Genomic DNA, 12,901 nt, shown 5'->3' on the forward strand with positions numbered 1-12,901 from the left:
TCACCCATTCAAACTATAGAAAATGGAGGTGGAAATATGTATATAGGACGCGATATGACTGAACTAACGATGATTTCAAAAAATGAATGGAAAGAAGATGAATTAGCTTATTTTCATCATTCATTACAACAGATTTTGCCTTATTTAAATGCAGAGGGTCAAAGTATTTACAAAGAAATTGTAATAGAAATTGAATCAAGAGGTGGCTTACAAGAAGGTGAAGCTAATTGGACTCATGGGACAAGAATTTCTTATGATTAAAAAAGTGTTCCCAATCTAGGGAACACTTTTTTACTTATTGCATCGTAATTTTCTCAACGCAATTCTCATAAATCGTACGATGCGATTTCGAGAAAGGTAACTGCTCAAATGCTTCTTTCGATACAAATTTCAATGTATCTGTTTCAACAATATAACCGGTTACTTTTCCGTAAAATACAAATATGTCCCAAGTACGATGTGTAAACGTATGTTGCACATTCATTGCGTATTCTTCAATAGAAATCGAGAGCTCAAATTTTTCTTTCATATAATCTGTAAGCTGCTCTTTCTGGTTCCGAATCCCTTCGCCAAGTTCAGCATTTGGAAACTCCCACATGTTAGCTAATAACCCGGTACTTGGACGTTTATTAATGACGTAACGACCATCTTCCGTTTGAAGTACCCCTGCAACGATCGGTACCATTGTCGGAGCCTTAGCTTTACTTTTTACTGGTAACTCCTTTTGAACACCTTCAGCGTATCCTCGGCAATGCTCACGTACTGGACAAAGTAAGCAAGATGGATTTTTTGGAATACAAATTAGTGCACCTAATTCCATCAAACCTTGATTAAAATAAGATGGATTTTCAGCCGAAATAATTTCACGTACAATCTCTTCAAACACTTTTCTAGTTTTCGGTTTTGCAATGTCATCCCATACTGATAAAATACGGGATAATACACGCATAACATTTCCGTCAACTGCCGGCTCTGGTATACCATATGCGATACTTAAAATAGCACCTTTTGTATAGGGTCCGACTCCTTTTAATTTTTCGATTTTCTTTACATCATTCGGTACAATCCCGCCGTATACTTCTTTTACTTCTTTTACGGCCGCATGTAAATTTCGTGCTCTAGAATAATACCCTAAACCTTCCCACGCTTTTAACACTTCTTCATCATCTGCATTTGCTAAAGCTTCTAGAGTAGGAAACTTCCCCATAAAATTCGCGTAATATGGTTTTACAGCTTCTACCCTTGTTTGCTGCAACATAATTTCTGAAACCCAGACGCGGTATGGATCTTTATTTTTACGCCACGGTAAGTCGCGTTGCTCTTTTTCAAACCAACCAATTAAATCATTTTGAAACTGCTCTATGTTAAAATTATTTAATATTTCAAGTGTCAAACTTGATCCCCCTCATTTTTTTGCATATAAGTACTATTATAAAGATTTTAGGAAAAAATTTAAGTAAGATGACATAGGAAATAGAAGGCAAAGGACTTGAGGTATCGAATAAAAAGAGTTACATTAATAAAAAAACGGAGGTGTATTTCTATGGACACAGCCACTCACCTTGTTATGGGCGTTACTCTAGGCAGTTTGGCAACGTTAGATCCAGCCATAGCACAAAGTGATATTGGACCACAAGCAGTTATGCTTGCTACAATTGCCGGTTCCAATATTCCTGACATCGATACAGTTTTAAAATTGCGTAATAACGCTAAATATATAAGAAACCATCGCGGGATTACTCATTCCATTCCTGCAGTGATTCTTTGGTCATTCCTTATAAGTGGCATCTCTTTCGCCTTCTTTTTAGACGCCCCATATTTGCACCTACTACTTTGGTCATTTATTGCCGTCTTTCTTCATGTCTTTGTAGATATTTTTAATGCCTACGGTACACAGGCATTACGACCCTTCACAAAAAAATGGGTAGCGCTCGGTATCATTAATACATTCGATACCGTCATTTTCTTTATTCATCTACTCGCTATTGCATGTATGCTCGTCGGTTCCCATAAAGGTTATACTGCCTTAGCAGCATATATATTGATGATCGTTTACTATATCGGACGAATTATGATGCATCGAAACATACGTAGCGTCGTATATAAACGTTTCAATAACGTTGAGAAGATAATCATTTCCCCTTCTTACAGATTTTATCATTATCATTTAGCAATCGTTACAACTGATTATTACTACGTTGCTAGATGGCATCGTGGTAACATCATGGTCTATGATAAATTCGACCGGGTACCGTTCCCAGATAACGCTATTATGCGCGCAGCGAAACAAGATGAAAACATCTCAGCATTTCTATCTTTTTCCCCTGTATATCGCTGGGACGTTTTCGATTATGATCATTATTACGAAGTTCGATTCATTGATTTGCGATATCGCAGTAAAGACTATTATCCATTCGTTGCAATCGTTCAACTCGATCATAATTTAAATATTATTAGTTCCTATACAGGATGGATTTTTAGTGAAGAAAAACTTCGAAAAAAGCTGGAGTTACTTCCACATTAAAAAAAGCGACTTAAGTCGCTTTTTTTAATGTTTCAAATGATCTTCTTGATTGATTAAATGACTATATTTCGGATTATTTGTACGCATTTCATGAAGGCGACCTCCATGATTATTAATCCATGTTCGTACCACTTGTTCAGTCATTTCATCACCTTGATAACGACCTGATTTAGCATAAGTTGTTTGAAAATCTTCCCACAATAATTCAACCCACGCACGAGCTTGTGCGTAAGAAAGTTTGTCATTTTTGTCTAATAATTCTTTTGTTAATGTTTCGTGAATATCATTCATGTTCTATTCTCCTTTTACCTATTTATTCCCTTAATTTCTAAAGGATAGTTTCTTCTATTTTGCACATTCTATAAGTGATACTTCTTAAATAGGTATCAACTGATGATGAGGAGGGCGTTCGCAATGGGTAAACAAGCCGAATTTTGGTCTGAGTCAAAAAACAACAGCAAAATCGACGGTCAACCGAAAGCGAAATCACGCTTCGCTTCGAAACGACCTAACGGCACAATTAACACGCACCCACAAGAACGTATGCGTGCTGCAAATCAGCAGGAAGAGTAGTACAAATTAAATTAACTTCCTACACGAGGTGATAAAGATGAGCTACCGTGATCGCTTAGATAGTCGTTCTGAATTATTTAACCATACGTGGACTCGTCCGAAACATGCGAAAGCGCAAGTTAACGGACAGACGCAACAAACCCAGTCTCTCATTATACTGGCGAATGAATGTAAAAAACGCCAATTTTAGAATCTCCTATCTCCTGTAACGCCTACCAAAGATGAAAACCAGAGAGATATTCGCTCTCTGGTTTTTATTTTTCTTGCAGTAAGGAAATCGGTATTCCAATCTCTTCATTATCATTTTGCTTATGTCCCCAAGCAAATACCCCATTGAAATACGTAATTTTAAATAATATACCAGGTTCTTCTACTAATTCATATGTCTCACCAATATGGAATTTATTTATGTCAGTCATATAAGCGCGAGCCATTGCCATCTTTCTCATTAATACATCGAACTCATTTACAATTCCAAGCTGCTCTGCCTTTATTGCTTGCTCTTTCAAAACCCCAATTTCTTCCCTTAGCTCATGTGGTGTCATCTCACTGTAGCGCTTTGGCATATTCATCTTATTCCCCTCATCCCTCTTCGCGTTTCATCTGCAAATATATCTCTATCTCATCAATAGAGAATCCTTTGCGATATAACGCTTGTTTCATCTTATTTTCGAATGTCCATCCATCATACTTCTTATATTTCTCATAATATTTATTCCCATGATAGTGTAACGCTTCTTGTTGCTGTTCGTCATCTTTTTCGTCTTTCAATTCTTCCAAACAAATTTGAATCACATCTCTAGAATATCCTTTACGAACGAGCATTTCGTCTAATTTTAGCTTCATTTGTAAAAAGGAATGCTTTTGATAAGACCTTTTCTTCTTTTCTATAAGAATTAAAGCATTCTCAATTTGCTTTTCCTTCGGATATTCTTGTAAACTATGCGTAATAATTAGATCCTGAACACCTTTATTTAACAACTCTCTTTTAATAACAGTGGGACCTTTTCGATTCACATTACTTTGCGTTCTCGTATATAAAACAGCGTACTCTTTATCATTAATATATCGGTCATGTAATAATTTCGAAACGACTTCAGAGATGATGGCCTGTCCCACTTCTTTTTTTCGTAAAAAATCTTCTATTTCTTGTTTCGTTCTCATTTGATAGGATAAATAGGAGACTGCTTGTAAATATGCTTTTTGTACCTCTTCATTGTACAAAATATTTCCTAACGCTATTTCATCAATTTCTAAGCCCTTTTGTAATCCGTGTTTTATTAAGATTACTTCATTCACACTAAACCCGTACTCTTCACCTTGACCTTTACCTTTATCAATATAAATATTAAACCGTTCTTTCGATCGTTTTTGCACTTCTATTTTTGTAATGACAGCCATACTCTCACCTCTCTATTATTTTAACATAGTCAAGGAACGTTTTTGCTTTTCAAGAATATATATAATGAGGAGGAAATAATTGTGAGAATCGCAATTTCTGGTGGTACCGGCTTTATCGGTAAATACCTTTCTACTTTTTTTATTCAAAAAGGATATAATGTTTACATTCTTACTCGAAACAAAACTATTGAAACTTCCCACCCTAACCTTCAATACGTACAATGGACACCAGATTTACAAACATTCCCCCTCTCTTCTATTGATGTAGTTATTAATCTAGCTGGAGAGTCTATTAATAGTAGATGGACAAAGAAACAAAAAGACTCCATTTTAAACAGTAGAATTCAAACAACAAAAGGACTCATTAAACAATTGCAAAAACTAAATACAAAACCACACACATTTATTAACGCAAGTGCTATTGGCTACTATGGAACGTCTGAAACTGAGTCTTTTACAGAACAGCATGAGATTCCTGGAAATGACTTTTTAGCAAATACAGTATATTCATGGGAACAAGAAGCATCTAAAGCTCGTTCTCTCGGAATGCGAACAATCTATGCTAGACTCGGAGTTGTATTAGGCGCAGACGGAGGAGCTCTTCCCAAAATGCTACTCCCTTATCAATTCTATATCGGAGGTACAATTGGATCTGGAAACCAATGGTTATCATGGATTCATATAGACGATGTCGTTCGCCTGATTGATTTCATCATACACAAAGAAGAAATTGATGGACCTTTTAACATTACAGCTCCCCTACCTATAAGAATGAAGGAATTTGGAGAAGCCATTGCAACTATAATGAAAAAACCTCATTGGTTACCTGTCCCTTCATTTATGCTTAACACTTTATTGGGTGAGATGAGTATACTTGTACTAGAAGGACAACACGTATTACCTAGTAAGGCAATTACACACGGGTATCAATACACATTTCCAACAATAGACCATGCATTACAAAATATATTTTCGCATACAATGTAGTACTTCTAAAATACAGTTTTACAGGGGCCCCTTTCAAAACTTTCATTTTCTAGAATCCGGAGCATTATTACACAAATAATCTTTCAGTTACTTTTCCTTAAATTCCATTAATATTGTAAAGTAACAGAAATGAGGTACCTATGAAAATATTGCTCAAACAAGCCATTGTCTATCCTATTACATCCCAAAAATTTCAAGGGGATGTACTCGTTATAGGAGAAAAAATTGCCGAGGTCAAGCCTTCCATTCAACCTACCCAAGATATGACAGTTATAGACGCTCGTGCTCTTCATCTTTTACCTGGATTTATTGATGTTCATACTCATCTTGGTCTCTATGATGAAGGTACTGGTTGGGCTGGCAATGATGCAAATGAAACATCTGAAGTTTCAACACCACATATCCGTTCCTTAGACGGGATCCACCCTTTTGATATTGCATTTCAAGATGCTGTACAAAACGGAATCACAACTGTTCACGTTATGCCAGGAAGTCAAAATATTATCGGTGGTACTACTTGTGTAATAAAAACAGCTGGAACTTGTATTGATCATATGATTATTCAAGAACCTGCCGGCTTAAAGATTGCCTTTGGAGAAAATCCTAAAAAGGTCCATAGTAATGGAACAAAAGAATCCATTACACGTATGGGAATTATGGGATTACTTCGGGAATCATTCTATGAAGCACAGCACTACGGGCATGAAGCTGATTTTCGAATGCTACCTATCTTAAAAGCATTACGCCGCGAAATACCTGTACGTATCCACGCTCACCGAGCAGATGATATTAGTTCAGCTCTACGCTTTGCAACAGAATTCAACCTTGATTTACGCATTGAACATTGTACAGAAGGACACTTTATTGTTGAAGAGCTTTCAAAACACAATTTGAAGGTTTCAGTTGGCCCCACTCTTACACGCCGTTCTAAAATCGAACTTAAAAACAAAACATGGGATACTTACCATATATTATCGAAAAATGGAGTGGAAGTTTCTATAACAACAGATCACCCTTATACACCAATTCAATATTTAAATGTTTGTGCTGCTGTCGCAGTAAGAGAAGGATTAGACGAAAAAACTGCACTAGAAGGAATCACTATATTTCCAGCACGAAATTTACGTTTAGAGGATAGAATTGGCAGCATTGAGGTTGGAAAAGACGCTGATCTCGTGTTATGGACTCATCATCCTTTCCATTATTTAGCCAAGCCTGTACTAACCATGATTGATGGAAAAATAATTTACAAAAAAAATAAAAAAAACTAGTTTATTTTTTTGACTAGATAAAGTATTATACGATTATAAACTGAATGAAACCATAATCAATTTGTGTCGTGATTATCATTTTCAAATTGATGAATGGGGAAGGCAAATGGTGCGCCACCAGCGTTAGAAACTGGTTCTAGTGGGTTCGATTCCCACCCCGAAATTTTTTAAAGATTGATATAAAAATTTCGAGGGTGGGGTGCTTTTTCGTCATGCTACCCTCGTGTGAGGAGGAGTTAGTATGTTGAAAAAACGCGACTTACACGACAGCCACGTTCTATACGAGTTAATGGTGGATCCAGCTGTCTTCCCTTTTGTGCGTCAAAAGGCTTATTCTTATGAGGAATATTTATTTTTAACGAAACAAACGATTGAAGCTGAAGAGCGTGGGGAATTAATTTCACGCACAATTTTAGATGAATGGGGTAACCCTATCGGAACAATTACTTTATTTGATGTGCAAGAAAAAGCCGGATTTCTTGGAACATGGCTTGGCAAACCCTATCATGGAAAAGGCTATAATAAATTGGCGAAAGATTCATTTTTTAGTGAACTTTTCTATGAATTAGATATTGAAACAATTTTTATGCGTATTCGCAAAATAAATATTCGTTCTATTAAAGCTGCCGAAAAACTACAATATGTAAATCTAGCAAACGAAACAAGAAAAGCCGTTTATGATGAAATTAACGCAAATGAAGAAGTATATAACTTATATGAAATTCCAAAAGATCAATATACACTTGCTACAATGCGAGATACAACGTTCCAAGATGCTCACCAATTAAAAGAAGCATAATCTAAATTTTTAGAAAAAATAATTAATCATTAACATTTTGCCATATACGTATATCACCCCATGTCTTTGGAAACGATAGATAGTGACTTTAGGACACGAGGTGATTTGTAATGGATAAAAAGAAACGTGACAAAGCAAAAAACACATTATCTAGTACACAAGAGGTTCTCTACCAACGAGAATTTCGCAAAGCAGATCGCGCAGCGGGTTATCGCTCGAAAAGTATTTAAAGTGAGAATGAATAATTAGAAGTTTTCCCCCCTAATTATTCATTCTCATTACATATTTTTTCTACGTGATAGAATAGACAAAAAAGGTTCCTTATAAATGAGGAACCTTTTTTGTGTGGATAACGTTATCCACACAATATATAGAATTGTGCATAAATTCCGCAAACCCTTCACAAGTTTATATATTGTAACGCATAGTAAATGTTAGAATTGTGGATATTTTTCTAAAAATTGTGGACAATGTGGATATAGTTGTTAATATTTCGACTTTACTGTTTAATGAAAGCGTAATCTTCATGTGGATAAGTTAATACTTTATCGTATAAAACAACAAAGAACCCTCTTTAAACATATAAAAGAGGGTTTCATATTAAGTAAATAATTGTGCAAGAGCAGGTGATTTAATAGGTATATGATTCGGTTCTACATGATTTTCTGCCAAAATTGTATCCACAATATGACCAGCTGGCTCCGGACGATAAATGCTTTTCATCGCTTCTTTCATTTGAAGAAGCTTCATATCATCTTGTAATAATGCCTCTGTCTTTGCAAAAACCTCACTATCATCACGAATGACAACTGCAGCTCCTTTTCTTTCAAAGTACATCGCATTTTCATTTTCTTGTCCTGGAACAGGCTTATATAAAATGACAGGTACTTGCAATGCTGCCGCTTCACTTAACGTAATACCGCCTGGCTTCGTAATCATACAAGAAGTAACACGGAATAATTCATCAATATTTTCAACATAACCAAATACTTTTAATGCATCAGGATTCTTTTCCTGTAACCCTAATAAATCCTGTTTTAACGCTTCATTTTTCCCACAAACGACAACTACTTGTAAATCAGGTACTGACATAAAGGATTGGCATAGTTCTTTTACACTTCCTAATACCCCATGAGCACCTGCTACAATTAGTAAAATCTTTTTATTCTTACATAACTGATATTTATTATATATAATGTCTGAATTGATCTTTAGTTCAAAACTACTACGAATCGGAATTCCAGTTTCAACAATTTGCTCCGCAGGCACACCGATATCAACCATAACTTTTTTCACGTGATCAGTTGCTACAAAATAACGATCTACTTCCCGATGAATCCATATTTTGTGCACACAAAAATCCGTTAATACGTTATACACAGGAATTGAAATACCTGTTTGCTTTTTCAACTCTGGCACAGCTATGATCGGAAAAGTATTAATAACAATATCCGGTTTCTCTGCTTGTAAAAGTAATTTCAAACGTTTTCTTCCAAAATTCGCATACCAAGATGCTATTTTTTTATCATAAATTTTTTCTACGCCGTAATAAAACAAGCGGTATAATTCTTTTCCTATTGTATAACTTTTCAAATATAAATATTTTGTAATATCGGTTATAACTGGATGTGATTCTCCGAACAAATCACATACAATTACATCTTCAATTCCTTTTTGGCGAAATGTTTGTTCTAATGTTTTCGCTACTTGCACATGACCATTACCGTAATGTGCAGTTAATATTAAAACCTTGGGGTTTTTTATCAAACAAATCCACTCCTAGCTTATTGTTTCTCCATATTGCATATACGACAATAGGAAAAACATTTTCCTTAAAAATTACATAAACAGATTCTAATACTTCTCTTTCAGCTATGTACCTGTCGTGGATATGCAAAGCATATAAGATTGACCCCTTAATCCTATCTGTGCTCATATCTTTACATTATACTTTCCTATAAGAGCTTTCGCAATAACTTACAAATGTTCTCTATTCCATGATACTCACTCTTTTACTTCTTAATTCTTTTTACTATTTTGATTTCCCTTTACAATTATGTAAATTTCTCCACTTATTCCTTACAAAAATATGGATATTCTATTTTCAGTATACTCTTTTCCATATACATACTCTAGGTTTTATTGTGAAGAAAGCAAAAAGCCTAACCCAATATTTGGATTAGACTGCTTGTAAAATATGTCTTGCTTGTTCTACATTTTTTTCAGTAGGTGGTTCTACATTCGCAAGTGGATACTTATGTCCAAGTGCCTCCCATTTATATACACCAAGCTTATGGTACGGTAGCACTTCGACTTTCTGAACATTAGACAGACTTTGAATAAAGCTAGATAATTTTTGTAGATCCTCTTCATTATCCGTAATACCAGGAACTAATACGTGTCGTACCCAAATCGGTTTATTTTTATCCGATAAATAACGAGCAAATTGTAAAATATGTTCATTTGGTTTTCCTGTTAATTTACGATGTTTCTTTGAATCAATATGTTTCAAATCCAATAAAACTAAATCTGTGTAATCCATTAAAATATCTAGCTTATTTTGGAATTCTGGTTCTTCAGAATAACAACCACCCGAAGAGTCAATTGTTGTATGAATTCCAGCTTCCTTACATTTCTTAAATAATTCAATTAAGAAATCTAGCTGTAGTAATGGTTCTCCACCACTAACTGTTATACCGCCTCCAGAAGCTTCAATAAACGGAAGGTAACATGTCACATCCTGCATTACTTCTTCAACTGTTATTTCGTTTCCTTTACCAATCTCCCACGTATCAGCATTATGACAATATTGACAACGTAATAAACACCCTTGTGTAAATATGACATAACGAATTCCTGGGCCATCGACAGTACCACAAGACTCTACAGAATGAATTCTTCCTTTTACCATGTTACTTCCTCCTTTATTGAAGCAGCCTCCCTCTGCTATTTATATAAAGCAGAGGGACACTTTTTCACTTACATACTTTCATGCATTGTGCGGTTAATTACATCGATTTGTTGTTCACGAGTTAATTTAATAAAGTTTACAGCGTAACCAGATACGCGAATTGTTAATTGTGGATATTTTTCAGGATGTTCCATTGCATCCATTAATGTTTCACGATTAAATACGTTAATATTTAAGTGATGACCTTCTTTTACTGCATAACCATCAAGCATTGATACTAAGTTACGTACTTGTACATCATCTTCTTTACCAAGTGCTTTTGGAATAATAGAGAATGTATTAGAAATACCATCTTGTGCATCTTCATATGGTAATTTAGCTACAGATAATAATGAAGCTAATGCACCTTTTGTATCACGGCCATGCATTGGGTTCGCACCTGGTGCAAATGGTTCTCCAGTACGGCGACCATCTGGAGTGTTACCAGTTTTCTTACCGTATACAACGTTAGATGTGATTGTTAAGATCGACATTGTATGAACAGAATTTCTGTATGTTTTATGTTTACGAAGTTTATTCATAAATGTTTTTACAAGATTTACAGCGATTTCATCTACACGATCATCATTGTTACCGTATTTAGGGAAATCTCCTTCGATTTCAAAGTCAACTGCAATTCCGTTTTCATCACGAATTGGTTTTACTTTTGCGTGTTTAATTGCACTTAAAGAGTCTGCTACTACAGATAGACCCGCGATACCTGTTGCCATTGTACGAAGAACATTTGTATCATGAAGTGCCATTTCAATACGTTCGTAGCTATATTTATCGTGCATGTAATGAATAACATTTAATGTGTTTAAGTATAGACCTGCTAACCATTCCATTGTCATATCAAACTTATGCATAACTTCTTCATAATCTAATACTTCAGAAGTAATTGGTGCGTACTCAGGACCAACTTGTGCTTTAGATTTTTCATCTTTACCACCGTTAATCGCATATAATAATGCTTTTGCTAAGTTTGCACGTGCGCCGAAGAACTGCATTTGTTTACCAATTCTCATTGCAGATACACAACAAGCAATTCCGTAATCATCGCCGTAGTCAGCACGCATAATGTCATCATTTTCATATTGAATTGCTGATGTTTTAATAGACATTTTCGCACAGTAGTTTTTAAAGTTCTGTGGTAATTGTTTAGACCAAAGAACTGTTAAGTTTGGCTCTGGAGCTGGTCCTAAATTATCTAATGTATGCAAGAAACGGAATGAGTTCTTTGTTACTAATGGACGACCATCTAATGCCATACCACCGATAGACTCAGTTACCCAAGTTGGGTCACCAGAGAATAATTCATTATAATCAGGTGTTCTTGCAAATTTCACAAGACGTAATTTCATAATGAAGTGATCCACAATTTCTTGTACTTCTTCTTCTGTTAAAGTACCATTTGCTAAATCTCTTTCAATATAAATATCTAAGAATGTAGAAGTACGTCCAAGACTCATCGCAGCTCCGTTTTGCTCTTTAATTGCTGCAAGATATGCGAAGTATAACCATTGGAATGCTTCTTGCGCGTTTGTTGCAGGCTTAGAAATATCAAAGCCATGAGAAGCAGCCATTTGTTTTAACTCTTGAAGGGCACGCATTTGCTCAGATAACTCTTCGCGTAAACGCATTGTATCTTCGCTCATTACACCGCCAGTTAAATTCAAATCAGCTTTTTTCACTTCAATTAAATGATCAATACCATATAATGCTACGCGTCGGTAGTCACCGATAATACGTCCACGTCCGTATGCATCTGGAAGACCAGTAATTACACCTGATCTACGAGCCGCTTTCATTTCTGGTGTGTATGCATCAAATACACCTTGATTATGCGTTTTTCTCCAATCCCTGAAAATACGACTAAGTTCTTTATCCATTTCGTATCCATAAGATTCACAAGCTTGTTCCGCCATACGAATACCACCATATGGTTGTAAAGAACGTTTAAATGGTTTTTCAGTTTGGAAACCGACTACTTTTTCAATATCTTTATTTAAATATCCTGGTTCATGTGATGTAATAGAAGAAACAATTTTTGTATCCATATCAAGAACGCCACCGTTTTCACGTTCTTTCGTTGTTAAATCCATTACTTGATCCCAAAGTTGTTTCGTTGCTTCAGTTGCTCCCGCTAAGAAAGATTCATCTCCTTCGAAAACGTTTACATTATTTAAAATGAAATCGCGAACATCAATCTCTGCTTTCCATTTTTCACCTTTAAAGTTTTCCCATGCGTTTTTAACATTTTCTAATACTTGAGTCATCCTAATCTCCTCCATTTTTGATTAGTACAGGACTAAGATTTTTTATATAACAGCTTACACACTTAGAATACTACTTTTTGGCGAAAGTGAACGAAATAGTTGTGACATGTTTGTGAA

The 12,901-nt window shown here is 35.3% G+C and carries 15 protein-coding genes; 8 read left to right on the forward strand and 7 right to left on the reverse strand.

The annotated features are described in order from the left end of the window. Positions 1-36 precede the first annotated feature (36 nt). Entirely contained in the window at positions 37-261 is a 225-nt protein-coding gene (locus BAQ44_RS24460) for a mother cell protein YfhS (protein ID WP_071724353.1), read from the forward strand. A 34-nt stretch (positions 262-295) separates the two neighbouring features. Here the strand turns inward: BAQ44_RS24460 and mutY are convergent, their stop codons facing one another. Beyond that, the gene (gene mutY / locus BAQ44_RS24465; RefSeq protein ID WP_071724357.1) at positions 296-1,393 is read right to left on the reverse strand and encodes an A/G-specific adenine glycosylase; all 1,098 of its coding nucleotides are present in this window, start codon (positions 1,391-1,393) and stop codon (positions 296-298) included. 150 nt (positions 1,394-1,543) lie between these two features. On the opposite strand from mutY, the gene BAQ44_RS24470 reads away from it, so the two are divergent. After that, entirely contained in the window at positions 1,544-2,524 is a 981-nt protein-coding gene (locus BAQ44_RS24470; RefSeq protein WP_061676747.1) for a metal-dependent hydrolase, read from the forward strand. Between the two features lie 24 nt (positions 2,525-2,548). Here BAQ44_RS24470 and BAQ44_RS24475 read toward each other — a convergent pair whose 3' ends face one another. After that, on the reverse strand, positions 2,549-2,815 hold the full coding sequence (locus tag BAQ44_RS24475) for a YfhJ family protein (protein ID WP_000997857.1): 267 nt from the start codon (positions 2,813-2,815) through the stop codon (positions 2,549-2,551). 123 nt (positions 2,816-2,938) lie between these two features. Between BAQ44_RS24475 and BAQ44_RS24480 the strand changes: the two genes are divergently transcribed. Next, on the forward strand, positions 2,939-3,097 hold the full coding sequence (locus BAQ44_RS24480) for a small, acid-soluble spore protein K (protein WP_000517891.1): 159 nt from the start codon (positions 2,939-2,941) through the stop codon (positions 3,095-3,097). Between the two features lie 37 nt (positions 3,098-3,134). Continuing rightward, positions 3,135-3,287, forward strand: a complete 153-nt coding sequence (locus tag BAQ44_RS24485) for a YpzG family protein (RefSeq protein WP_000122093.1) — start codon at positions 3,135-3,137, stop codon at positions 3,285-3,287. A gap of 64 nt (positions 3,288-3,351) precedes the next feature. On the opposite strand, the gene BAQ44_RS24490 is transcribed toward BAQ44_RS24485, so the two are convergent. Both BAQ44_RS24490 and recX read right to left on the reverse strand, forming a co-directional pair. Then, positions 3,352-3,669 (reverse strand): YfhH family protein, encoded by a 318-nt coding sequence (locus BAQ44_RS24490; protein WP_063263171.1) that lies wholly within the window; start codon positions 3,667-3,669, stop codon positions 3,352-3,354. Positions 3,670-3,679: 10 nt separating this feature from the next. Continuing rightward, a complete protein-coding gene (gene recX, locus BAQ44_RS24495; protein ID WP_071724358.1) occupies positions 3,680-4,498 on the reverse strand; it encodes a recombination regulator RecX in 819 nt (272 codons plus the stop codon). 81 nt (positions 4,499-4,579) lie between these two features. On the opposite strand from recX, the gene BAQ44_RS24500 reads away from it, so the two are divergent. The 4 genes from BAQ44_RS24500 (at position 4,580) to BAQ44_RS24515 (ending at position 7,785) form a co-directional block, all read left to right on the forward strand. Then, a complete protein-coding gene (locus BAQ44_RS24500) occupies positions 4,580-5,485 on the forward strand; it encodes a TIGR01777 family oxidoreductase (protein ID WP_071724359.1) in 906 nt (301 codons plus the stop codon). Positions 5,486-5,625: 140 nt separating this feature from the next. Further along, positions 5,626-6,756, forward strand: a complete 1,131-nt coding sequence (locus BAQ44_RS24505) for an amidohydrolase (RefSeq protein WP_071724362.1) — start codon at positions 5,626-5,628, stop codon at positions 6,754-6,756. A 241-nt stretch (positions 6,757-6,997) separates the two neighbouring features. Continuing rightward, positions 6,998-7,555, forward strand: a complete 558-nt coding sequence (locus BAQ44_RS24510) for a GNAT family N-acetyltransferase (RefSeq protein ID WP_000914737.1) — start codon at positions 6,998-7,000, stop codon at positions 7,553-7,555. Between the two features lie 110 nt (positions 7,556-7,665). Further along, entirely contained in the window at positions 7,666-7,785 is a 120-nt protein-coding gene (locus BAQ44_RS24515) for a YfhE family protein (protein ID WP_000358484.1), read from the forward strand. Positions 7,786-8,155: 370 nt separating this feature from the next. On the opposite strand, the gene BAQ44_RS24520 is transcribed toward BAQ44_RS24515, so the two are convergent. The 3 genes from BAQ44_RS24520 to pflB all read right to left on the reverse strand — a co-directional run bounded on the left by BAQ44_RS24520 (position 8,156) and on the right by pflB (position 12,784). After that, complete coding sequence (locus BAQ44_RS24520; RefSeq protein WP_063263174.1) at positions 8,156-9,322, reverse strand: diglucosyl diacylglycerol synthase; 1,167 nt, start codon at positions 9,320-9,322, stop codon at positions 8,156-8,158. Positions 9,323-9,734: 412 nt separating this feature from the next. Then, positions 9,735-10,466: a pyruvate formate-lyase-activating protein gene (pflA, locus tag BAQ44_RS24525; RefSeq protein ID WP_063263175.1), complete on the reverse strand. Its 732-nt coding sequence runs from the start codon at positions 10,464-10,466 to the stop codon at positions 9,735-9,737. A gap of 68 nt (positions 10,467-10,534) precedes the next feature. Beyond that, positions 10,535-12,784, reverse strand: a complete 2,250-nt coding sequence (gene pflB / locus BAQ44_RS24530; RefSeq protein WP_063263176.1) for a formate C-acetyltransferase — start codon at positions 12,782-12,784, stop codon at positions 10,535-10,537. Positions 12,785-12,901: the final 117 nt, after the last annotated feature.

The sequence above is a fragment of the Bacillus mobilis genome (genome assembly GCF_001884045.1).
GTDB classification, from domain to species: domain Bacteria; phylum Bacillota; class Bacilli; order Bacillales; family Bacillaceae_G; genus Bacillus_A; species Bacillus_A mobilis.

Coding starts and splice junctions, on each gene's coding strand:
- BAQ44_RS24480 (WP_000517891.1), top strand. CDS start 2,939: ATGGGTAAACAAGCCGAATTTTGGTCTGAGTCAAAAAACAACAGCAAA.
- BAQ44_RS24505 (WP_071724362.1), top strand. CDS start 5,626: ATGAAAATATTGCTCAAACAAGCCATTGTCTATCCTATTACATCCCAA.
- pflB (WP_063263176.1), bottom strand. CDS start 12,784: ATGACTCAAGTATTAGAAAATGTTAAAAACGCATGGGAAAACTTTAAA.
- BAQ44_RS24490 (WP_063263171.1), bottom strand. CDS start 3,669: ATGAATATGCCAAAGCGCTACAGTGAGATGACACCACATGAGCTAAGG.
- pflA (WP_063263175.1), bottom strand. CDS start 10,466: ATGGTAAAAGGAAGAATTCATTCTGTAGAGTCTTGTGGTACTGTCGAT.
- BAQ44_RS24485 (WP_000122093.1), top strand. CDS start 3,135: ATGAGCTACCGTGATCGCTTAGATAGTCGTTCTGAATTATTTAACCAT.
- BAQ44_RS24460 (WP_071724353.1), top strand. CDS start 37: ATGTATATAGGACGCGATATGACTGAACTAACGATGATTTCAAAAAAT.
- BAQ44_RS24470 (WP_061676747.1), top strand. CDS start 1,544: ATGGACACAGCCACTCACCTTGTTATGGGCGTTACTCTAGGCAGTTTG.
- recX (WP_071724358.1), bottom strand. CDS start 4,498: ATGGCTGTCATTACAAAAATAGAAGTGCAAAAACGATCGAAAGAACGG.
- BAQ44_RS24515 (WP_000358484.1), top strand. CDS start 7,666: ATGGATAAAAAGAAACGTGACAAAGCAAAAAACACATTATCTAGTACA.
- BAQ44_RS24510 (WP_000914737.1), top strand. CDS start 6,998: ATGTTGAAAAAACGCGACTTACACGACAGCCACGTTCTATACGAGTTA.
- BAQ44_RS24475 (WP_000997857.1), bottom strand. CDS start 2,815: ATGAATGATATTCACGAAACATTAACAAAAGAATTATTAGACAAAAAT.